Source organism: Bacillota bacterium (assembly GCA_013314855.1).
Classification (GTDB): Bacteria; Bacillota; Clostridia; order Acetivibrionales; family DUMC01; genus Ch48.
In genome coordinates, this window is the sequence record JABUEW010000001.1 from 44060 (window position 1) to 66888 (window position 22829).

Sequence of the window (22829 nt, forward strand, 5' to 3'; positions counted from 1 at the left end):
TTATCAATAAATCAATTCAACTGCCATGTATACCCTTGTGCCATCCATATAAACAGGCAAACTGACCCTATCTCCATCAATACTGCATTTTGATATAAGGTCCTGTCCGGTCATAACATCTTTAAAGCTTTTCACAACTTTTCCTTCCGGTATTTTCAACACTAGATTTGTTTCATAAGCTAATGCAACATAATTTATAATAAGACAAAAAATTGAGTTTTCAGAAATCATGGGAAACAACTCCATAGTAGGAACATCTCTTATGTCCCATGGGCGAAGAGTCCTATAGGCATTTGGAGGAGGCCATGGTTCCAGACAAGCTGTCGGTACATCTTTCGCAAGCCATTTCAGGAGATTCTTAAATAAGCTTATTCCCCCTGTAAATTGCCGTACTGAGCCGTGAGATCCCGGTTTAACATAATCATACACCGGTACACCGGATATCCATGCCTCCCGTTCAATACCATTATTCTTTACGATAATAACCGGTTTGTTTTCATGTTCAGCTATAACATCCCCGGAAATAGCCGGTTTAAAGGTTGCAAAATCCATAACTATCTTAGGATAATCTGCAATTATTCCCCACTTATTCTCCTTTACTTCGAAAATAATACGGCTGTTTTCATTCCAGTCTTTCCCTTCAACAAATGGACTTTGCCCTACCCACAATATGCCAACGCCTTTCCGTTTAAGCATTTGTATGGCTGAAAGCTGACCCTCGGGTAATATACACGCTTCAGGTACAACCATAACTTTAGTATTCCACCGGCTTGCCCTGTCTTTAATGCAGCTATCGAATACCCATTCCCATGGAAATCCTACCTGATTCATAATGGAAGGCCACCTATTCAAATATTTATCTCCCCAGTTTCCTTCCTGATAAATTTTAATATGTGTATACTGGGGATTTACAACACTTACATAGGTATAAGGTTCACTTTTTTCAAAATATCTTTTCATTTTCATAGATTCTCCAAAAGCTTCGGAAAATCCTGGTATAAGTTTCATCAATTCATATGAATAAGGGGTAACCGCATTTGCTCCCAGGGCAAAAGGAATGGTTCCCGCTAATAATCCATCCTTCTCTGTTAGTTCATAAGAGGTAAGTGGCGGGAAGAATGCCTGAGGGTAAATATTCATTTCACAATCCACAGTTGCCCCCTTTAACATTCTGGTGGATTCAGTCAGGAATCTTTCGCAAGGTTTATATGAATATAAAGCAGTATGTGTTTTATGATATGGATCGGTGCTTATGATATCAAGGTTACGTGCATCCCCAGGTAAATCAATTCCAAGTACAAATGGGTTTACCATATTTGCGACAATACTTGGAGAATATTGAATTCCTACACGGATATCCGGTCTTTTCTGTTTAATAACGGTTTTAAAATATTTATGTACTTCATTCCATGATCTCATACGATATGAATTCCATTTTCCCCATAATTCCTCGTCTTCTTTTGTTGCTGACAACGGCGGATAATGTCCGGTTTCTAAAAAGAATTGGTTTTTGCAGTAATCACAGTAGCATCCTATGGAGTTGCCGGAAAAACCAATAGATGCTTCATCGTTCAGATGAATTTCAGTGACAGCTTTAACTTTTATTATATTCATCAAAAAATCTACATAATCAGCTTTGTTTTCAGGTTGAAACGGACAAAGCCAATTTACAGTTGTAAGCCCATCACTGTCAATACTTCCTCCTGAGCAAACCATCTTTCTATGAGGATACGACTGAAGCAGTTCTTCCTGATATTTCTGATACCCTGTAAACACCTGGATTGGTAAAGCGTATTTGTCACAAATCCTCACCAGTTCATAAAACTCTTCCATGCTGAAACCCTGTCCGGTAAATTCAGGTTTTTTTGCTTGCGATACTACAACTGCTATACCTGTATACCCTTCTTCCTTAATTTTTTTTATAGTTTCATCATTTAATGATTTTCCGGGAAAAATTATAAGCGCATTATAGCGAATTTTTTTCATCTTCAATTTTTCCTCCTTCCCTTAATTTAATGTAAACATTTAATGCCTGGTTAAAAATTAATACAATTGAGTATAAATATAATTGAACGTATTCATGGATGTATCAACTTAATACCTGTGAGCTTTAAAGAAGCAATTTCATAGCCTGATAAGCTGGTACCTGTCTTTATCAAGAGGATAATTATGATATCTGATTGATTTATCTCTTGATTTTACAAAACTGGCACTGTAAGTTAGCCAATCTCCGATATTAAGTCCTTGTATCTGAAGTATCCGCCCCGGCCATCCTTTTTCATAAGAAAAATCTATCATCTCATCCATGGTTTCCATAGCTTTAAAACGCTCCCTGTTGTAATTCACATACATTACCCTGTTCATTGAGTTCAGATGGTAGGAAGAACCCCAGAAATCCGATCTAATATTTAGTGAAGGTTTCACCAGGTCCGGGTGTTGAAAATGATTTACTTCAAGGATAATTCCGTCTTCCGGCTCACGGAAGGCTATATTTTCAGACTCAAACTCAATACCCAGAGCATCTCCCTTTGAATCAGCAACTACAATATTTATTCCTTTTACACCAGAGCACTTGTATCGATTTGCATAATATCTGGCATCTTTGCAGTCGGAGCAATACTGTGCAAAAATTCGCGTCCACCAATATAAATTTATTGTTTCAGGATTGTCTTGGAAATTAAATTTTGGATGACCGGAAGCTCCTCCTACCATCAAACCGGCATCATTTACCGCTGTTGCAGGCGATAAAGTTATACATGACTGTATGGCTGCATATGCGTGTGGTTTCAATCCACGATGAATTACCGCACGGTCGCCCCTTTGATACCAGGACGTTACTTCCTCCAAACTGAACGGATCAATTGTGCGTAACATAATCGGACCATCATTGCGCGTCTGTATTGCAAGTGCTGAACAACCCGTATTTCCGGTAGAGTAAATCTGGGTGAAATAAGCTTCTTCAGGGCTTAATCCTGCAGCAGCACCAAAGGCCTCCACCTCTTCTATCAGCTCTGGAAATTCCCTCTTCATAAATACAAAATTCTTTCTGAAATATGGAGATTCAAAGGAATCATTAGTCTTCCAGTATTTTTTCAATACCTCTCTTACCATTTCAGGTGAATTTTCCCCCAACAGCCTTCCCCTGTTTGAAGAATCTCCTGTAAGTTCAATGACTTCAACCAACGGTACTTCGTTATTCATTATATGCTTTACCCCCTTTGTTTTAATTTAATGTATTCGAAAACTCATAGAGTTTTCAAATGCTAAATTTGAAGCTTGGTAATTTTTGCCTTACCTCCATTATATACCATATAATTCCATATCTTTTTCCAGTAGCACAATAAAATTCTATTAACAGTACTTACGCAAACAAGCTAAAAGCTTCATATATCAGGACTTTGAAAACCTAATATTGTCTAAAAGGTTGTTGCAATAAGGTTTCCAACATTTACAGCTATATTATGTAAACCATTTACTTTTCGAATTTGTACTAATTGCAGTTTCTATTAAATTTCATAAATCAATAGTCAATTTTTGCAAGTCTTATTCTTAATAATCCTCATACTGGTTAACCAATTACATTTTTCCTTATATTTTACCGGATATCTTCCCTGAAGGTACTACTGCTATAACCCGGCACGGCGATGCACAGGATTTTTGAATCTTAAGCGGCATAACTATCATCTTTATCCTTGGTACAGATATTTTTGTTAAATTTACAAGGGGAGCTAAAAGAAGCGTTCCTGACTCAAAAAACATGTGTGCCCAATACTTTTTATCATTAGGATCCTGCCATGAACTCATATCCGAACCAAGAATACTGCACTTGTGTTTTACAGCATATTCTACTGCACTGTAACTAAAGTGGGGAGAGTCGTTCAAATCCTTATGTTCAAGAAAATTAAAGCCTGTAGAAATAATTAATGCTTCACCCGGGCTGACTTTCTCATTAACCCTTGACATTTCATTCTCAATATCTTCTACTGTCACAATTTCATTTTCTCTACGGGGAATTTGAAGGACCACTGCTGAAACAAATAAACGATCCAATCCTACTTCGTTTATCTTTTCCATCTCAGGATGAAGATGTGCTCCTGTTTCAAGGTACGTCGAAACCTGTCCGCACATGGAAATATGCTGGGAGTATGTCATGAAACCACGTTCTTTTGCGCGGGAACTTAAGTCCAGTTCACTAATATGAACTGGTGGAAACAACTCCCTGCATATTGTCATCCCTTCATCAACACCTGCACCCAAATCAACCAGTTCACCCATATCCCATATTTCATTTAATTTTAATATCATTTTAACTCCTTCTTTAAGCATATTTTGTTATAATATTTCATTTATCTAAATTATTTAATATAATAACCTGCCCGCTTTTAGCTGACTCAACCACAGCCCGTGCAACCTCTACTGCAGCCCGGCAATCCTGGGGTCCGGCACCTGATGGCTTTCTTCCCTCCTGGATTGCCGATGCAAAATCTTCAATCTCATCTCTTATAGGAAATATAAGTTTTCCATAAAGATTCTCGGCACTATATGGACTAAAATATGTTGTTTTCCCCGAACCCCAGAAGGAATAATCAGAGCCTGGGTCCGTAAATTGGATAGTGCCATCTGTACCTATTACTTCCAATCTGTGATCCATAACTACAGGAGCACCCTCCGGTATATGAAAAACCTGTTCCATTGTTCCAATAACACCATTTTCCATTTTCAATATAACCATCCATGTATCTGCAAACGGTAGACCTAATAGGTTCCTGGATTCAGCAAATACTCTGGTTACCTTGCTTCCTGTAATCCATAAAAAAAGGTCAGTAGTATGAATTCCCGGTTCTATTATCAGCTCCGGTATATTTCCCTGATAACGGGGTAGTGAAAGGTTGGGTGGTCTACCATTACGTCTTGATGCTATTGATACTATCTTTCCTATTTCACCGCTTTCCACCATGCTTTTAATTTTTACAAAATTTGGAATATAGCGGTTAATGTAACCTACCAGAACAATTAAACCTTTTTCCCCGGCAAGCCTTATTACTTTGTCATGGTCTTCCAGATTTGCACTTAACGGTTTTTCAACAAATACATGTTTGCCATTTTTCAATGCTTCCAAAGTTATATCTGCATGCCTAATTGCCTCTGTAATAATGCATACTGCATCTATATCCGGCAATTGCACTAATTCCCGGTAATCTTGATAAGTATTTTTTACACCATACTTGCCGGCAATTTCCTGAAGTCTAGCTTCATTTCTGGAACAGATTGCCGAAAGCTCCATTCTTGGGCTATAATGTATTATGTTAGCATATTTTTCCCCAAAATTACCCAATCCTATAAGTCCAATTTTAACCTTGTTTTTATGTATATTCATTAAAAAATACCTCCGTTCTTTTCCTTTATCCCTTAATTGAATCTATCATAATACCTTTTAAAAAGTATTTTAAGTATTTTCATTCTTTCATCTATTGCATTTATACAAACAGCTTTTTGAACTGTTAATATTGAATTGCATTTATAATATAATATAAAACTAAAACAGGCTTAAAAACAATGTTCAATATATAATTCTACAATCAGCAATTAACATTTTGTTCAAATAATAACTGTCAATTTATAATTCCATAATCAGAGTTTAACATTTTTTTATATTGTCCGGGAGTCATATTTTCATTCTTCTTAAACTGCCTTCTGAAGGTAAGGTCATTTGAAAATCCTGATTTTTCTGCTGCATCTTTAATACTTTCACCTCTTAATAAAAGCTGCTTGGAATACTCAACTCTGATTTTATTTATATACTCTAGAAATGTATACCCTGAATGATTCTTCATATATCTGCATAAATATTGTGGAGTTACATTTAAGCTCCTGGCAACTTCACTCAGAGTTAGCTGAGTATTTGTAAAATTTTCCTGTATAAAGTTAACAATTCTATTCCATAACTCAAGTCTTTTACTCTCGTGATGCATTCTTATATGTTTACAAACTTCCGAAAAAACATTTTCAATACTTACTAGCATTTTGTTTATACTGTTAATTTCTTTAAAATCTGAAAATTTGTAACCAATATTGTATTCGACATTCATATTTTTTAAAGCTCTATGAGCTAGACATAAAAAACTATACATCATATGCTGAATCACAAAAACATTAATATTATCAGGATTAATACTGTCATTAACTGCCTTCTCACACAATTCATAGGCTTTTCTATCTTCTCCCTGCATTAATAATTCCAAAATTTCCCGTCCTGTGTATTCAGGTATATAATAAAAAATCTTATTTTGTTTATCTTCCTTAGAATAGATAAGTATAGGACACTTTTGGAAATCTATAGTGTTTTCAATAATTTCCTGGCAGTCCTGAAATGACAAATAAATATTCTGTAAATTAGATACTACACGACCTATGGCAATAGCCTGTACATTATTATTCATAAGATTAATATGATTTTCTTCTATACATTGTATTACCTCTTTCTTTATATCATTACCTTTTGTATCCTTTAAATTTACTACCATTACTGTTTTTAATAAGTCAATATCAATAAAAAACACCGCCATATCATTTCCTAAGAATTTACTCTTTAATTGATTTTTAATTATTTCATTCATAGGGAGTTTCTCATATTTCAAAAACATAACACAAATAAAGAAATCATATGGGAAGAAAAGTCCGACAGTATCCATATCATTTTGCAAATTATCAATCGAGAGAATATTTCCGGTGATAATTTTTCTTAAAACATAATTCATCAAAATCGGCCTTACTTTTTGAATTTCTGTTTTTAAATATAAATTATTTGATACTATCATTTTAATATTTTGCTTCAAGAAATGATATTCATCTGAGGATGACATATTCAATGATTCTAAAGTTTTACTATCAAAAAAAATATTCATGATGTCATATACTGGTTCAGAATTCATTTTAGCTAAAATAAACGAAATGATTAAACCAAATAACAGAATTATTGTAAGAATCATTATAGTTTGTATCATAATCGGTTTTGTATTATACATTATAGTAAATCTGGGTATTATGGAAATATATTGTAAATCATAAAACTTAGATTTTTGGGAAAACAAAATATATTTTTCATTATTGATTATGATTTCATTTTCATTTAATATTCTTCCCTCCAAAATTCCATGAATCAATTCTAATTTTTTTTCATCATTTAATCCATTACTACTAGAAAAAATACAATTCCCATGAGAGTCTACCAACATATTTATGCCAAATTCCATAATTGTTCCTTTATGTAATATTGATTCTAAACTATCCCTGTTAATAAGAAAAAGGCACCTGCTGTTACTATTGTTCTGAAAAGTGGGCATTTTTTTGCTGTAAATTACCAAATTTGTGATAATACCCATAAAGTTCACCTTTGAAACCGGTACAAAATAAGACTCTTCCTCTACATTCATAATCATATTTTCTCTGCTTTTATCTAAGAAAAACAAAACATCCTTAAAAAAATCTTCTTGACTGCATCCACCCCAAGTCGAGAAATAAAGATCATCCTCTATAAATTGGATAACAATGTGTTGAACTAAATCATTGTTTGCAGCAGCAACCCCTAATTGATTTTTACAATTATTTATTGTAGTAATATTATTTTTTAACTTTTTAACACCTAGATTTCCAGTTTTAATAATTTTACTTATTTCTCCAACTTGAGAAAACTGAACAACAGTATTTATAATATCCTTCATTTTATTATCAAGTTCTTTTACACTTTCCTTCATGATATTGCTGTATTGTGTCTTGTTTTGTGTGACAATAGAATTTAGCAAATTGTTATAATTTAAAATGCCAATAACAGTTAAAGGTATACTGAACAACAAAGAGTAGGATATTAGAGTTTTCAAAAACAACGGTTTTTTGAATTGAAGAATTAAGCTTTTAACTCTATATATGACTTTATTCATGTATTAATACCCCCTCTTTCTAACGTAGTGTTAAACTATTTACGCTCAAATAAATTTTAAAGTCTTTATTTATCAAAGGGTTAAATGTTTTTTATATAAAAAAGAATAACACCCCCCTGATTTTTTATAGAATTATAATGTAAGGGCAAGAATGACTATTACACCTGCCTAAGGTTGCTGTTGCCTTTTTTAAGCTTATATATATTCAGATTGTCAAGGAGCATTCCGTTGGAGCAGCTTTTTAGGGTGTCATAGTAGTTCTCATTTTCTTTTTTCTTGTTTTTCTTTGCTTCTTTCCAAGTGTATTTTTTATACCCTTATCTCTAATGCCTTTGCTGTTCCTGAAATCGTAGCCATATAAAATTCCCTTGGGCTCATGTAGAATATCGATGAGTGTATCCTGCGTATGTTATATCTGTCTATAAATTCAATCACTTCTCTATATCCCTCTTCGTACTTTTCAAATTTCCACTTTCCAAGACATTCATCCTCAAGTATTCTATGAAAAGCTTCTATATGAGCATTTTTATCCGGTGTTTTACAGGGTATCCTCACATGTTCTATATTCAGTTCCTCACACCTGCTCTCAAAAGCATGGCTTATAAACTGTAGCCCGTTATCTGTCCGTATTACCGGCTTATCCTCCTTTTCATACAAGTTCCTGCGCATTAATGCCCTCTACAACATTATGACAGCATCACTGCCTTCACAGCTTAAGCCTATATGGTAATCAACCACCATCCTGTCATACACATCGATTATTGATAATATGTAGAAAAACCTGTCTTCTCCGGCTATCTAACCGTACTTGATGTCCGCTTCCCATAATTGGTTCACAGCTGTTACTATTCGATTCTTCGCAAGCTTTCCTGGATACTTCGGTTTTATTTCCCTCTGAGGTTTTAGTATTCCAAGTTCTTTACATAACCGGTAACCTTTTTCTTGTTTATTATAAGTTTATATTCCTTTCTTAAAGCTATGGTAAGCTTATAACATCCATAGCTTAAGCCGTCTCCTTCACTTAATTCCATGATCCATTCTTTTATTTGTATGTCGCATACTATTCTTCCATCAATGGTATATGAATAGCCAGGTATAGGCCTCCCTCCATTTTGTTCCTTTTCCTCACCTCTCTTGGTTCTTTTATTAGGCTTGAATCCTTCTTCAATCCCTTTTTTGTCATTTTTTTCATTGGCTCTTGTTTTTTTGTACCCGCACCCATCTTGCTACTATTTACTGGCTAACATTATACTTCCTTCCGACAACACTGCAATCCTCAGTTTCAGTGGCTTCCTTAATGACTTGCTTCTTAAATTCCTCTGAATGTTTCCGTACTCTCATATTTTTTTCCCCTTTGCTTACTTTTTTATTATATAAGCTTTGGGTCTAATTGTCCAAATAGATTAGGGGGCTTATGGGAAACCTTCTTTGCCTTTTGACTCAAGACTATGAGTAACACCTTTATGTGTCAAATAAAAATTATTTTCTTGAGCAACATACTCATTTTCACCTACTGTTATTTTGCCTGTTCCGCTTAGCACGTAAATATAATGGTAGTATTCATGTTTATGAGTCGGTAATTTATCTCCTGATACATAACTTTCTTTTGAAAACCAAATTACATCTATGCCGCAATCAAGCATAAAAACACTCCTATATAGAAAATGTTAACGGTTTTATCCCCCTAATACTTCACTCTCTTTGAACTAACATCATCCTTTTTCTATGACAGTTACATTCTCCTACACCTTCGCACAAAAGAAAAGCTGGGTCTTTTTTTAATATAGGTACCAACAATTCTATTAATTTATTTCCATTTACTAATTTGCATAAGGCATTGCCAATATAACCTTCACGTTGAATTTCTTTTATTCCTTTGATGTTTTCAATCCTTCCAAAAGCTTTTGAACAGCCGGAAAGTTTTTTGCTTAACGGAATTCTTTCAATACTTCCATCATCTCTTTCCACCAGGTAATAGTCTCCATAAGTGTCTTTGTTTTTTATATGAAGAAAAGGTAAATCCGCCAGACATTCGGCAACATGTATAGTTGAATTTGCTTCATGTCCGACTCCTATTAGAAGAACTAAACCCCCATTTTTTGCAAGTTTATGAATAGGTGTATCCTCGCCAAAAGGCGGAGTATACTCATTATGATTTTCTACATACTTTTCAGCTTCTTTTCCTATGGTAGCCACCGAATGGGTAGGGTGGTCACTTCTGTATGCATCACTTCTTCTCCAGAAAACATCACTTACAAGTCCGGTTTGAGACGAGGTCTTCTTTTTGTTGTATGGCAATGTTCCTTTATTACCTTCATAACTGTAAGTAAAAGTTGGCATCATTATAAGTCCTTCTTCTCCAACTACATTCAATAGCGCATTAATCAAGGTATCAGCTCCACCTTCAACATAACCTATAGATTTTAATGAACAATGAAATATTAATTTATCACCTTTTTTAACACCCATTTTTAAAAGGTCAGTTATTATCCGTTTTAATCCGATATTATTAACCGTACTGTCTGACTTATCCAACTTATTATTCCCCCACCAGTAACAATTTGCAGCCCTTTTGTTTTTTAATTCTATTAAAATTATAGCATTTTCATTACTTTATGTAAATACTTCATATTCCTTCACACAAATAGAGTATACCTACAGTAAAATCCTAAAATTCCTGCTTATGCCTTCACCCTCTATCCATTTGTTACCCCATTCCTCAATATAGGATTCTTTTCTCAACTCTTCACAGCCGATTGAAATTGTATTTGCGGATAATATTCCATCATTATAATCAAATACTCTAAGTTCAAAAGGATACTCCCTTAATGAACCAGTCTGGCAATAGGCTATCCCATTCTCAAAATACAAATCATTTATATGCCAATGGCCCGATAGCACAAGTTTAACATTATCGTATTTACTTATAAGCTTCTTTAATTCATTACCATTTGATAGTCCCAAAAGAAAACCGTCGAGTTTTTCGCCTTTCTTTTGTCCAATCTTCCCATCAGGGAATCTGGCAACAGGGTATAATGGTTTCCATGCCAGAGGTACATGCCCCACCATAACTACCTTACAGTCCCTGGCAACTTCAAGTTCAGATTCTATCCATTCCATCTCTTCATCAGAAACACACATTGCCACTATTTTACCAGAGTCGTATGCTTCTTTATCAAGGTACGGACTTATAGATCCATCCAATGATTTCCAATAGCACATATCCATGAAAATGAAATACAAATCTCCAAATCTTTTTGAATAATAGCATTTACCATCAGGAAGTTTATAAATATCACAAAGGGACTGGCGTACTCCCGGATACCATGTATCATGATTCCCCGGTACTGCATACCATGGACACGGGAAACTATTAAATATTTCACAGGCAAACCTGAAATTTTCCATATTACATTTATGTGTTATATCCCCACATATAACAACAAAATCTGGCGATATCTCTGAAATAGTTTTTACAAGGCACCTGGCGATTTCAGCACTTTTGGTTAAAAGCACCCTGTTCCAAAATACACTGTCTTTAGCATTTTCAAGCATAATAAAATGAGTATCACTTAAAACTGCAAATTTCATTTCTTAGCCTCACCTTGCACCATTTTAAGTAAATTACTTAAGTAAATTACCATTTTATTTCTATTTTATTTTATCAATATTTATTTTTGCTTCTTCCTCAAAACATTCTACCTTTTTATACTCTCTTATCACATACTCATCTTCATCTCTGAAAACTGAAATGCTCAAAGGGACATCCGTTTTACCTTTTAGTGTACATTGTACACCGGCTTCATCTATATTTAAACTATTTATCCACACACCATCTTTCCCTTTTAAGTAACGTCCTATATCGTCATGTCCCGCATATATTTTCTCATATTTGCCTGTCAATTGTCCGGCTAATTTTAGAATATTGTCCCATTCGTCCATTGTCATGTTTTCAAACTTTTGTTCATGGGTCACTATTTCGGCATAAAAACCTGCCCTCAAACCATGAAGTATTTGATTAGCAGCACTTCGTCCAGCTTTATCTACATCGGTATTCAAACTTTCCGCAAGGTAAGGAGTACAACCAGTGAGAAAATCCTCCCTGAATCTGCTTAACATGGCTGCAAAAGCAAAAAAGTCATTATCATCGGGAAGATAGTCATAGTAACAGGTTTGCAGGTTGTATGGCCAAAACCCGTCACTATAACACATATCCGCCTTGGGGAGTCCAGTCTGCAGGGCGGGGCAGAAAAACAAGCGACCTCTTTTTTTCAGGTATGGCAGAGAATTAACTCCACAATCTCCAAGGTGGAATCTGATAGTTTTACCTGGAGTTGCTCCAACCCTTCTCCACCAACTATCTTCAAATTCAAAAACCCTTTCCAATTCTTCACTGCTCATTTCACCCTTGCCGTAATGGTAGTAAAGGAGGTTATAATAATCAAGGGCATGAGAATTATAGCTTACTCTTTTATCAAGTAGCCCTTCTTTTATTTTGGGGAACAACCTTTCCGGGACATTCCTCAAGAATAATGAAGGCATGGGGACATATCCGTGTTTTACCGCAATATCAACATAGGCAAAGTCATGTCTTCCGCTGCAGTCGTCAAAAGACATAGTAACAAAAGGTGGAATCATATTAGTTACAAAAGGTTTTTTTACAGCCCATATTATGGAACGCCAGAACAGGTCCCCAAGACCTCCTGTATGGCCGTATATCTCATTCCGCCAGATGCGTGGATTTATTGTAAACTGTACTGCTTTACCTTTGCCTCTGCGTGTTGCAAACACAACAGGATAATTGCCTGGCTCATATGCGCTCCAGGGAGCAACATGACGTATGTATATAAGTTGCTCTTTACCTAATAATCCTTCAGCCAAAGGTTTTACATCCAGACCCCATTTTTCTACGGCAATAGCAGTTACCATTTTATTAAATTTATGATACTCTCCATCTATTTGCATTTCTGTAATATAATGTTTATTGTTCTTTATTCTTACTACGTCTGTAGCATAAGGATGGGGATTTATTTTATCAAATCCAAATATCTTAAGGTATTCACTATTGTAATGGCGGATGTCATTGTCAAAATTTACAAGGCCTGTCCCTTCTTCTACAGTTTCAGCTATCAACTTCATTTCTTCATCTGTAAGAAAATTTCCCAGACGGCTCTGGGCCAGGATTATTCCGGCACAGCTTCTCAAAATTTGGGGCGTCAGCCTTTGTTTTGCAAGGTCCAAAACCGTGTAGGGCATACCAAAATGCTCAAGCGCTGTTAGTACCGTTTCATCAACGATTGAATAGTCCCAATATGAACCTATGCTGTTAACAACAACCAACAGGCACCTGTTTCCTAAAGAATTATGCCTTTGCCTTTCAACTTTTCCAAAATTGTTCTTCAACCTCATCACCCCTATTACTATTAATACTCTATACAATCTATACAATTTGCTTTTTATCAGTTATATTACCGGTAATGAACCATTCTCTAATTAGTTATGATATCAATTTCTCAGCATTCTTATAAAACAACCTTTCTTTTGTTTCATCATCCATAGTAACATAATTGAACATATCCAGCCTGTTTTTCAGCGGATACATGCTTTTACCAAAGCCAAAATCCGATCCGAACATTATTTTGTCATTGCTTACCCGGTCTATTATTTTTTGAAGCTGAAATATCGATGGACCACAAAGCGATAAATATATATTTTTATATTTGTTTGCAGCGTGTATGGCATTATCATAAGTTTCTATCAGGCCTGAATGGCCAAGTATAATAGTTGCTTCAGGGTATCTGAAGGCCAGGTTGGCCACCTGCAGTGTTGATGCGTAAGGGGGACTGCCGTCGTGAAATAGTATAGGTAGGTTATGTTTTATGCATTCTTCAGTAATAAGTGATATCGATGGGTGCGTAATAGGACATCCTTGAAGCCAAGTATGAAGTTTTAAGCCTTTAAAGCCGTAAATTTCCACGCACCTTTTTATTTCGTCCAGGGTTTTGCAACCATAATTAGGGTTTACGGTAAAAAAGCCTATAAACCTTTTTTCATTCCTTTTGCAAAAGTCATGTAAGGCCTGGTTAGCCTCTCTATACTCCCCAATTCCATAAAGGCCACTGGTGGGACTTACCCATATCTTTTCTACTTTACTTTCATCCATTAATTCAAGGGTTTCTTCTACTGTAAGGCCTGGCAGATCTCCATTCCTGAATTTTCCATCTGTCATGTGTACGTGAGTATCTATAATCATATTCCATCACCCGCCTATCAGTTCCTTAATATTTTTATAATATTTTTATAGAAAATCTTCTCCTGTACTTGCTCCGGTAGCTTAAGTTCCAGAATCTTCTTAATTTCATGAGTCTGATGGGATCTGGGCATATTTGAACCGAATATTACCCGGTCTTCGCCGGCAGCTTGAATTAGCCCCAGTATTGCACTGGATAAATTATGTGAGGTATCAAGGTAAATATTTTCCCGGGATTTAGCTGCATAGGCTGTGTCTGTCCAGAAATCGGTGTTCCCTGAATGGCCCATAATAAAATTAACTTTGGGGAAATCATCTGCCAGCTCAGCAAGCTGGAAAGGTTCGGAAGTAACCATGGTGCCTGTATGAAAATATACAGGCACCATATATTCTTCAACTACCTTTATTAAAGGTTTAACAAGGTCACTATTCAGTATGAACCCCTGTAATTTGGGGTTTAGTTTCAACCCGCGCAATCCTTTATCAAGATATTTTTTTAATATTTCAACAGCCTTATCAAGATACCACGGGTTAACTGAAGCAAAACCAATAAATCTGTCCGGATACTTATTAACTAGATCCAGTATATACCTATTTCCTTCTTCATTATATACAGCTATATACTGCTCTATAGGTACAATAACGCACTTTTCGACCTCATTTTGGTCCATCAGCTCAATCAGTTTTTCAGGGTCAAGCGCTTTTTCAAAGCCTTTACCTACATGTACATGGGCATCTATTTTTTTCATATTTTTTATTCCCCGCATATAAATATTTTACTTAAACATATTGCCTTAATCGACATGTTTCGACATATTTCGGGTGGTGCCAGGCACCTTAATTTCCCACAGATATCCACTGCGGTAAGGGTTATCATTCTCACAGGCATAGAGTACTCCATCCTTTGTCATAACAACATGATGGACCTGGTAACATGCCTCTCCATCCTGGTCTATTACATCACCTATAAGCTCATACTTGGTCTTCATGAAATCAAATTTCAGCACTTCACATTTTCCGTCTCTTCCGGTAACTCCATAGGCACAACCATCAGGCCCCACTGCCATTGATGTAAGCCTGCTTCTCCTATCCTTTATTGGTGTAAAAAGGTACATGGATTTCCCTGTCTCAGGGTCTATCCTATGAATAGAACCATTTTTCCCGCTGGCATACATATACCCGTCACCAAGGTTAAAAAGGGCTTCCATTTTTTCGTAACCATATAACCCATCTGCCCTGGTTAAACCGGTATCTAAAAATTCAATTTTTTCCCCCCCTGCCGGAACTCTAAAAAGCCTGTTTGCGTCTTCACCCGCATAAGGCTGCCATGCTCTTGTAAGGCACCAGGTTCCCCAAAGGTTCCCTTTATCGTCAAGTTCAATATTTTCTCCCTGGGCCATGCCTGATATTCCAGTTCCAACCAGCCCGAGATTTTTAACCTCACCTGTTTCCATATTATAAGTTATCAAGTATTCCGGCGGAAAACACTGGCAGTACATGAGATCTCTTTCCTGATCAAGGACCGCAGCTTGTATATATACGTGGGGCATTGGGGTAGCAATTCTTTCAATGTCACCCGTCTTTGGGTTATATTTTATAATAGCACCCCCCGGAGCTTCCCATTGTTTATCAACACAATGAAGAAGTGCAATTGCCCCATAAATGCAGCCATCTTTTTCTCTTTTAAAAAGGGCACGGTGGAACTTGGCATCATATGGTTTTGCTACCCTGCTGTACCCAAGATCCACAAATTTTTCTTCATTACGGTCATACGCCATAAAGATTCCATTTTCATCAAATGTTGTTATCCCTAAATAAACCCGGTTATCATCTTCGTTATAATAGGCACAATCCATGCTTATCCAATCCGATCTCCATTCAGGATTGTTTTTAAAGTCATCATATGTCCATCGGCTTAGTACATTGGAAAACCAGCTTTCCCCAAAATGTCTATCCTTTAGTTTCAAAGATTTTATTTGCATAAATAACCTCTCCTTTAATTTTTATTTTTTTGCCTTATAATGCCAGGCATACTTATCATCCTTATCGGCAAAGAACCTATAAAACTCTTTTTTCACCGGCCAATTTCTGATTTTATCCAAATTATTTATGCACCATTCTATTGATGCTGGTTCACCTTTATCATCAGTGCCTATGAAGCCCTGTTCTAATTCATCAGGATCTGCCAATCTCCATTTTCCATCAACAAACACTTCTGCTACACGATGGCAATTTAATTGTACTAATCTACCCCTCCATCCTGCTGCCTGTGCCAGTTGCACAACAACACAGGCTTGATGGCCACAACGGCCTTCATGAAGCAGTAAAAGTTCGAGGGCATCTGTCACCATTCCTGCCAACCCCCAATCCCCGTCCATAGTAACCTGCAGAGGATTACACCAAACTCCCAGGTACTTGCCAAAGGCAACGGCTTCATTATATGCTTTCACAGCCCAGGGTTTTTCCAAGTCTTCAGGATACGGCTCACTCTGTGTAGCTAAAGAATCCCCTTTAAGTCCTCTGAAGACCAGGTGAGCATCTTTTTCCATAGGTTGCTCGGCTGGAGGATGAATCATCATCCTTTGTACAAAAAAAACAAGGTTCTTAAAACGCTCAATATCATTTGTAGTGTCTTTCCATATATGGTTAATTATATCCTTTAATACCTTATCTCTATCAACACCCTCCAATTGTTTCCTGACGAAATCAAGCTTTTCAGTGCGATACCAAAGTATTGCTTTAAGACTCGTATCATACATGTCTTTTCCTTTACCCATACCTTCGGGCAAAAACCAGGGTTTGATATTACTCCCTGGTGGTGTCCATTCAGGACTATAAACATAATCAAAATCAAAGGTAAACTTTTTTCCCACTAAAGTAACCTCCTTTATTTTATATTGATTTCATTAAAAGCACACACAAGTATGGAAAAACTCAGTACAAGTCATATTGCTGCATTCGACATGCTTCGACATAATTCGGGTGGTGCCAGGTACATTATCCCGTATACATCCAATTCCGGTATTTCAATACGCAAATAGTCTCCATTATCTTCTGCTAGAAGCTTTATATCCTCTTTACCGGGACTCATCCATATAATATCACTCACCTTTTTCTTGGGTTTTATGTTTACTAAAATTCCTCTCCTGGTAACCGGGTGAATAAAAGGAAATACATTAACATACCTGTTCACAATATGCACAGCCTCACCATCTTCTAAAATAGTATGGTTAAGAGAAATCAAAGGCATATTCTTTTCCATATAAACTGAAGGGTTGACAAGAGCTTTCTCCACCGCTAAAGCATACTCACAATCTGGTTTTCTATACCCTGAATGTATACCAATAGGTTTCCTTTTAACAAAATAATCTTTTTCTACATTGTCATTAAAATGTTTCCATCCATTACCTCCCCACTTTTTATTATAGGGTTCAAAATTTTCATCAAATTTACAGCATATACCTGAACTTATAATTTTTCCACCAGAATTTAGATATTCTTGTATGGCATCAAACCAAACTCTAGGCATTATTTCAATGTTTGGTACAATAATTAGCTTATATTTTTCCAACCTTGTGGAATGTTCTTCCTTCTCTACAATTAATATATCATAGGGCAAATTCATATCTTCCAAAAGGGCAGCGCTCATTTTTGAAGGACTTATGGCTTGTGATGACCAGAGATCAGACCTCCAGGAGTAAAGAATGGCAATATCATTGGCGTCCTTCTCTACAGCATAAATATCACGGGCATGTTTAACATAAAAGTTTCTCATAATGGCCTGTGCTTCCTGAAGCTTTTCATCCTCACGTATATGAAAATCCCAGAACTCTGCTTGACCACCCATTGCCCTGCCTTCAGCGCTTAGTACCTGGACCATGCCGGCTACAGGAGCCGATTCAACTGTGCGGGTAACAATATACATGCAGCGCTCACCTTCCCCGATAGCAGTACCGAGACGTAAACTAAAAACATTTGAAACAGGAGGAGCAGTATACCCTTCCTCTGAAAACACCATGTCAAAAACTCCTGACAGGGCTACAGCGCTTTGTTCGGGGATGCCTACATGTCCATTGGATGTAAAAATAATTTTTCTACCTATTTCTTTTTCAAGGCGGCTGCGTATCTCCCTACAAAATTCCACAGCTTTTTCAATACGCCATTCCAAATATCTCATAAACCTTTTGTTATCAACCCGCACCAGATCTTTAGGTACCTGGTTATATCCAATATAATCAAACACTCTCATATCGCCAATTACCGTTTCCTGAATACCCATATCGTCAATAAGTTCACTTCCAAACTTTTCTTTATATGCATCCTGGCAATATTTGCAACGACAATGTATAAATGGAGTATTATTATCAAGAAATACCCCATCGGCACCGGTTTTTCCTACTCGTATTATCAAACGTTCTACAAGAAAATCCCGCCATCCGGGTTTATTTAAACAGGCAAATCTTCGTCCTTCATTATTAAAGGCCCAGGCAAATGGAACCAGTTCAGCAGCCATGGCTTCTATTTCATCCTTTGAAAATGCTCCTTCATCAAAATTGTTTTCATTCTGATAAACAACTACCGGGATACCAACTGCATGTAATGAATCATTATACTCTTTCTCATTACGTACACTTTCCAAAAGCATTTCATTTCTTGCAGGTCCTTTGAAACCCAGGGTACCCTTTCGCCCATAATTATCCATGGCAGTATGATACAGAAGATTACAGGGACGATTTGCAATAGATGGCCCAACAGGCTCTTTTCGTGCTTCATTTATAGTGCTGTTAATATCAAGACTATAGAGCATTGTTCCTCGCCTTAATATTTTCCTGTAATCATCCATAGTTGGGAAATTCCCATCATGCCATAAATCAGGAGATAATCTTAACCCATTATCAAATATTATATCTTTCGTGTCTAAAGGCACGCGTCAACCCTCCATTTCATCAGACTTACTATTTTAGTGAAATTCCATTTACGAAACCCTCATATTAAAAATATAATTTACTGTTTTACACTATTGGAATATCTCTTCACAATTCACCTCTTTAATGGTGTAGTCAGGGTATCCGGAAAAATAGATAAACCTTTTTTCTACAGGCAGAAACATAACACCATAATCAGTATATAATCCATCCTCCCCCTGCTGTCTTATAGCTCCCTTAGAGCTTCTGTCATTGAGAAACATCATCATACCTTCCTCAGTTTTTGGTATAGAGCTAATCAAGGATAGAGCATTCTTATACCTTTTTATTCCATTTGACAATATAGGTTCCTTTTGGGCTGGATTTTTAGCAGCCAGTTCCGAATCCAGTATGTGATTTGTATGAATTAGAAAGCCTCTATCTATCGGCATTATTTCTGCCATACCATTTCCTGTTTTTTCTATTAACGCCATCTCACCCTTTGCATCACCCAAAATAAGGCTGAAACCATAATAGCTCAAATTGATACTCTTTAAGTATGACACTGCTTCTTTAACTGTTTTACATCGTGGAAGTATTGTATGAAGGGCATCAAGAGACATAAACCCATCTTCCCCCGTTTCAACCCCAGGTATACCGGTCATGCCCATCGCCAGGCCGCACTCATTCATTCCCGCAGTAGTCCATATGCTGCCTGCAAAATGGAAATGTATATGTTTATATCCCCTGTCAGGGTGTGTAATCTCTAAAATATTTACTCCTAGCTCTTCTTTGTGGATATCATCGGTCTTGCCTAATACAGGCCTGTTTTCCCGGGTATAAAATCCAATGGAGGTGCAATTTTGAAATTTAGAAAGAAGGCGCCAGGAAAGTATAGCCTTAAAATAGTCATTTTCCGGGATGTTAAGCCCTGAAGCTATTCCACAGCATTCTTCATACCCTTCCGGATAGACTCTTTGGAAAGCATTTTTACAGCTATTTAGTATATCTTCCAGCCTTTTTACTTCATATGCCTCTTCAAGTTCCTGGATTTTTGGGGAAATCCATTTCATAGCAATTGCTTTACAAGATTCTCCTTGCTGTCTTCCACGCTCAAAAGGGGAGCCTTTAGTTTTAATTTGAAGCAATGTCATACACTCCTTTTTGAAATTTTCTTTTTTAATACTCCTTAAAAATTATAACATACATATACCAATTTGTAAACTATGGTTTTGCAAACGGGCGCATTTTCAAATTTTGAAGAAAATGCTGGAAGTAACATTGCGGAAAGTCTTATAGAGCCTGTTAATCCGACGAGGGATAAGCAAATCAACTGTATGAGCAAAATAATTACATTAAAATATTATTAAATTCTATTCAAATTATTTTGCGAGTTTGATTTGCCCCGAAGTGAATTTACAGGCTCTTAAGACTTGGAGCATTTAGTTACTGGAAGCATTTTCTTCATAAAAATAAAATGCACTCTTTGCAAACTTAACAACGCCTGCACTAATCAGCACCTTATTCTAATAAAGTGTGCCCTGGACTTAACAAAGGGATCCATATATTCTCCACATCTCTCTGTAAAAGAACCAAGTATCAGTCCATCTCTTGATACTTCTCTGCAACCTCCTGTAGCATAAATAGAATATGGATCATCAACAAGCTCCTCACTTAACGCATAATCCTCCCAGGTCAATCCGTTATCATAACTGACAATACAGCCAATTCTTTTTCTCTGTTTTGCCACATAGTATAAAGCCTCCTTACCCGGTCGCCTGTCTACGGCAAAAAATCCGTCAAATCCTGCAAGTCTGACTTTATTGCCACCAAGTTCATGTGCCAATATTTCATGGTCTTTCTTCCCTCTTGCAATATCATACCTTATATAATGCTGTTTCCCATTATAAAAATCATCTTTTGGTAGTTTAAAATCCGGATGTGGACTCGCCCTGTACATGAAATGCAACTTGCCATTAACTGCAATAAAGTTGGAAAGCCAGGTATTTAAATCAAATTCTTCATCCAAAGTGATTCTATCACCACCGCCATCTGTATCACTTAAAACCGGAAGCCTTATTTCCGTGCCATCCATGCGCTTCCATGTATAGCCTCCGTCTTCGGATTTCATATAGTATATGCTTAAATAATGGAATGTCTTATGCATATTTGTGGTCCAGGCTACGTGCAATACACCGTTTTCATCCATAACCATATGCGGATACTCAAAGGAAGCTGTTTTACCAATCTCAACTATTTTTGCAGAGTATTTAATATTCCCCTCCACATCGATAGCATGGAAATCGCCGTTGTTAGGTATATAATATAACATCCTTCTTTTTTTATCGTAAGCCATGGCAAATTTCCCACCTGCAGTATTCGGAATGGTTATGCAAAAAGGGTTTTTATACTTTTCTGATGCTTTAAAAATCATAAAACACGAGTTCCATTTCACAAAGTCGGGATATACAAGATACAGGTTATTTTCTTCATCTGTTTCTAATGGAGCAGGGTTTGTGGGATCTATACTATCATAAATAACATGGAAAGTGTCTCCCTGGTCAGTGCTTCTTAGAAGTCTCCAATTCTGTGCTGTATACTTTTCATTTCTTGACCTTATATAAGTAAGAAATATACCGTTTTCATTACTAACAATTTTTTGATTATGGCTCTGAAATGTAGCAAAAGCTGTAGCTTCCTGGTCGAAGCATATTACATCAATTTTTTTCAATTCACATTTAGACATAAATTATATCCCCTTTTTATTTCAACATCTATCTTACGCTTCATATTATATATTTAAACAGTTCATTTATATATAAAATTTCTTAACAGGGTTAACTAATTTCCCTATATCTCTTGACTTTTTATAGCTTTAATAAAATCATCAACATCATAAACAAAGCCAAAACCTACGGCTATTGTCCATAAGGCAAGTTCTTTGCCTAAACCTAACCTTGCAGTTTCCTTATTTTCTACCGCAGTGACCGCCTCACGTATAGTTGAGCACATTATTCCATGTCGATACAGGTGCATAAACCCACCGCTCGAAAACTGGATACACCAGTTTATATTGTAGCCTATATAGATTAGATGATTGATGCCATAATGTTTACACAGCTTAAAAAGCTGTTTTTCATCCAGAACAACTTCTTCATCGCCTTGGGGTTTTTCTTCTTCAGGAAATGCCGATATTTCAGCCATAACCTTATATGATTCAAGGTTGTGTTTACCGGGGAAGCCATAATCCCTTTTAAATTCCCTTAAACGCTGCAATACCGGATCTTGTTCCACCTGCTCAAAACCGGTGCTTTCGCCTACCAAATCTAAAACCTTTTTGTACCCTGCATAATCTTTACAGTACGAACTTCCCGCAGCAACATGGAAGAGTTTCATCCCCGATTCTCTTATTGCTTGTAATAACCCGGGCATTATATTTTTTCCAACATTATACGCCCTCGGTATATATTCGCATGCCCTGAACACTCCTGGAACCTGTTCCATTGTGCCGTAATTTATTGCATGCATAAGCACGACTGCAGTTTTATCCAGGTTTAGCTCCAGGGTCTCTTTTCTCCAGCCGCCATAACCTTCACCAGGTACTTCAAGGGAATAGTCTGCATCAAACTGCTGATAATAATATGTTGGAAGTTTTATAATTTTCATGAGTCAAATTCCTCCTCTTTTCTTAAAGTCCTTTAATCAATATTAAGGCTGCCCTGTAAATTATTTTCTATT

General features: G+C 36.5%; 18 protein-coding genes. All 18 read right to left on the reverse strand.

Features of this window, described 5'->3' with window-relative positions:
• Positions 1-3: 3 nt before the first annotated feature.
• The 18 genes from HPY74_00175 to HPY74_00260 all read right to left on the reverse strand — a co-directional run bounded on the left by HPY74_00175 (position 4) and on the right by HPY74_00260 (position 22757).
• Positions 4-1986, reverse strand: a complete 1983-nt coding sequence (locus HPY74_00175; protein ID NSW89094.1) for a hypothetical protein — start codon at positions 1984-1986, stop codon at positions 4-6.
• Between the two features lie 138 nt (positions 1987-2124).
• Positions 2125-3201: a hypothetical protein gene (locus HPY74_00180; GenBank protein ID NSW89095.1), complete on the reverse strand. Its 1077-nt coding sequence runs from the start codon at positions 3199-3201 to the stop codon at positions 2125-2127.
• A gap of 387 nt (positions 3202-3588) precedes the next feature.
• Positions 3589-4305: a cyclase family protein gene (locus tag HPY74_00185; protein ID NSW89096.1), complete on the reverse strand. Its 717-nt coding sequence runs from the start codon at positions 4303-4305 to the stop codon at positions 3589-3591.
• A 37-nt stretch (positions 4306-4342) separates the two neighbouring features.
• On the reverse strand, positions 4343-5377 hold the full coding sequence (locus HPY74_00190) for a Gfo/Idh/MocA family oxidoreductase (protein ID NSW89097.1): 1035 nt from the start codon (positions 5375-5377) through the stop codon (positions 4343-4345).
• Positions 5378-5612: 235 nt separating this feature from the next.
• Positions 5613-7937, reverse strand: coding sequence for a helix-turn-helix transcriptional regulator (locus tag HPY74_00195; protein ID NSW89098.1), 2325 nt, complete (start codon positions 7935-7937; stop codon positions 5613-5615).
• Between the two features lie 309 nt (positions 7938-8246).
• Positions 8247-8606: a DDE-type integrase/transposase/recombinase gene (locus HPY74_00200; protein ID NSW89099.1), complete on the reverse strand. Its 360-nt coding sequence runs from the start codon at positions 8604-8606 to the stop codon at positions 8247-8249.
• A 743-nt stretch (positions 8607-9349) separates the two neighbouring features.
• On the reverse strand, positions 9350-9580 hold the full coding sequence (locus tag HPY74_00205; protein NSW89100.1) for a cupin domain-containing protein: 231 nt from the start codon (positions 9578-9580) through the stop codon (positions 9350-9352).
• 49 nt (positions 9581-9629) lie between these two features.
• Positions 9630-10472, reverse strand: coding sequence for an AAC(3) family N-acetyltransferase (locus HPY74_00210; protein NSW89101.1), 843 nt, complete (start codon positions 10470-10472; stop codon positions 9630-9632).
• Between the two features lie 120 nt (positions 10473-10592).
• The gene (locus HPY74_00215) at positions 10593-11528 is read right to left on the reverse strand and encodes a metallophosphoesterase (protein ID NSW89102.1); all 936 of its coding nucleotides are present in this window, start codon (positions 11526-11528) and stop codon (positions 10593-10595) included.
• 60 nt (positions 11529-11588) lie between these two features.
• A complete protein-coding gene (locus HPY74_00220) occupies positions 11589-13340 on the reverse strand; it encodes a hypothetical protein (protein ID NSW89103.1) in 1752 nt (583 codons plus the stop codon).
• Positions 13341-13434: 94 nt separating this feature from the next.
• Positions 13435-14190, reverse strand: coding sequence for an amidohydrolase (locus HPY74_00225; GenBank protein NSW89104.1), 756 nt, complete (start codon positions 14188-14190; stop codon positions 13435-13437).
• Between the two features lie 17 nt (positions 14191-14207).
• On the reverse strand, positions 14208-14936 hold the full coding sequence (locus tag HPY74_00230; GenBank protein ID NSW89105.1) for an amidohydrolase family protein: 729 nt from the start codon (positions 14934-14936) through the stop codon (positions 14208-14210).
• Between the two features lie 45 nt (positions 14937-14981).
• Positions 14982-16169, reverse strand: coding sequence for a hypothetical protein (locus HPY74_00235; GenBank protein NSW89106.1), 1188 nt, complete (start codon positions 16167-16169; stop codon positions 14982-14984).
• 21 nt (positions 16170-16190) lie between these two features.
• Entirely contained in the window at positions 16191-17060 is an 870-nt protein-coding gene (locus HPY74_00240) for a hypothetical protein (protein ID NSW89107.1), read from the reverse strand.
• Positions 17061-17131: 71 nt separating this feature from the next.
• A complete protein-coding gene (locus tag HPY74_00245) occupies positions 17132-19114 on the reverse strand; it encodes a beta-galactosidase trimerization domain-containing protein (GenBank protein NSW89108.1) in 1983 nt (660 codons plus the stop codon).
• A gap of 90 nt (positions 19115-19204) precedes the next feature.
• The gene (locus HPY74_00250) at positions 19205-20239 is read right to left on the reverse strand and encodes a hypothetical protein (protein NSW89109.1); all 1035 of its coding nucleotides are present in this window, start codon (positions 20237-20239) and stop codon (positions 19205-19207) included.
• Between the two features lie 365 nt (positions 20240-20604).
• Complete coding sequence (locus HPY74_00255; protein NSW89110.1) at positions 20605-21837, reverse strand: BNR-4 repeat-containing protein; 1233 nt, start codon at positions 21835-21837, stop codon at positions 20605-20607.
• A 104-nt stretch (positions 21838-21941) separates the two neighbouring features.
• Positions 21942-22757 (reverse strand): hypothetical protein, encoded by an 816-nt coding sequence (locus tag HPY74_00260; protein ID NSW89111.1) that lies wholly within the window; start codon positions 22755-22757, stop codon positions 21942-21944.
• Positions 22758-22829 lie beyond the last annotated feature (72 nt).

What these genes read in the sequence shown, in the direction of transcription:
- HPY74_00255 (NSW89110.1), bottom strand. Translation starts at nt 21,837, where the DNA reads ATGTCTAAATGTGAATTGAAAAAAATTGATGTAATATGCTTCGACCAG.
- HPY74_00230 (NSW89105.1), bottom strand. Translation starts at nt 14,936, where the DNA reads ATGAAAAAAATAGATGCCCATGTACATGTAGGTAAAGGCTTTGAAAAA.
- HPY74_00225 (NSW89104.1), bottom strand. Translation starts at nt 14,190, where the DNA reads ATGATTATAGATACTCACGTACACATGACAGATGGAAAATTCAGGAAT.
- HPY74_00205 (NSW89100.1), bottom strand. Translation starts at nt 9,580, where the DNA reads ATGCTTGATTGCGGCATAGATGTAATTTGGTTTTCAAAAGAAAGTTAT.
- HPY74_00215 (NSW89102.1), bottom strand. Translation starts at nt 11,528, where the DNA reads ATGAAATTTGCAGTTTTAAGTGATACTCATTTTATTATGCTTGAAAAT.
- HPY74_00235 (NSW89106.1), bottom strand. Translation starts at nt 16,169, where the DNA reads ATGCAAATAAAATCTTTGAAACTAAAGGATAGACATTTTGGGGAAAGC.
- HPY74_00180 (NSW89095.1), bottom strand. Translation starts at nt 3,201, where the DNA reads ATGAATAACGAAGTACCGTTGGTTGAAGTCATTGAACTTACAGGAGAT.
- HPY74_00195 (NSW89098.1), bottom strand. Translation starts at nt 7,937, where the DNA reads ATGAATAAAGTCATATATAGAGTTAAAAGCTTAATTCTTCAATTCAAA.
- HPY74_00260 (NSW89111.1), bottom strand. Translation starts at nt 22,757, where the DNA reads ATGAAAATTATAAAACTTCCAACATATTATTATCAGCAGTTTGATGCA.
- HPY74_00190 (NSW89097.1), bottom strand. Translation starts at nt 5,377, where the DNA reads ATGAATATACATAAAAACAAGGTTAAAATTGGACTTATAGGATTGGGT.
- HPY74_00200 (NSW89099.1), bottom strand. Translation starts at nt 8,606, where the DNA reads ATGCGCAGGAACTTGTATGAAAAGGAGGATAAGCCGGTAATACGGACA.
- HPY74_00185 (NSW89096.1), bottom strand. Translation starts at nt 4,305, where the DNA reads ATGATATTAAAATTAAATGAAATATGGGATATGGGTGAACTGGTTGAT.
- HPY74_00175 (NSW89094.1), bottom strand. Translation starts at nt 1,986, where the DNA reads ATGAAAAAAATTCGCTATAATGCGCTTATAATTTTTCCCGGAAAATCA.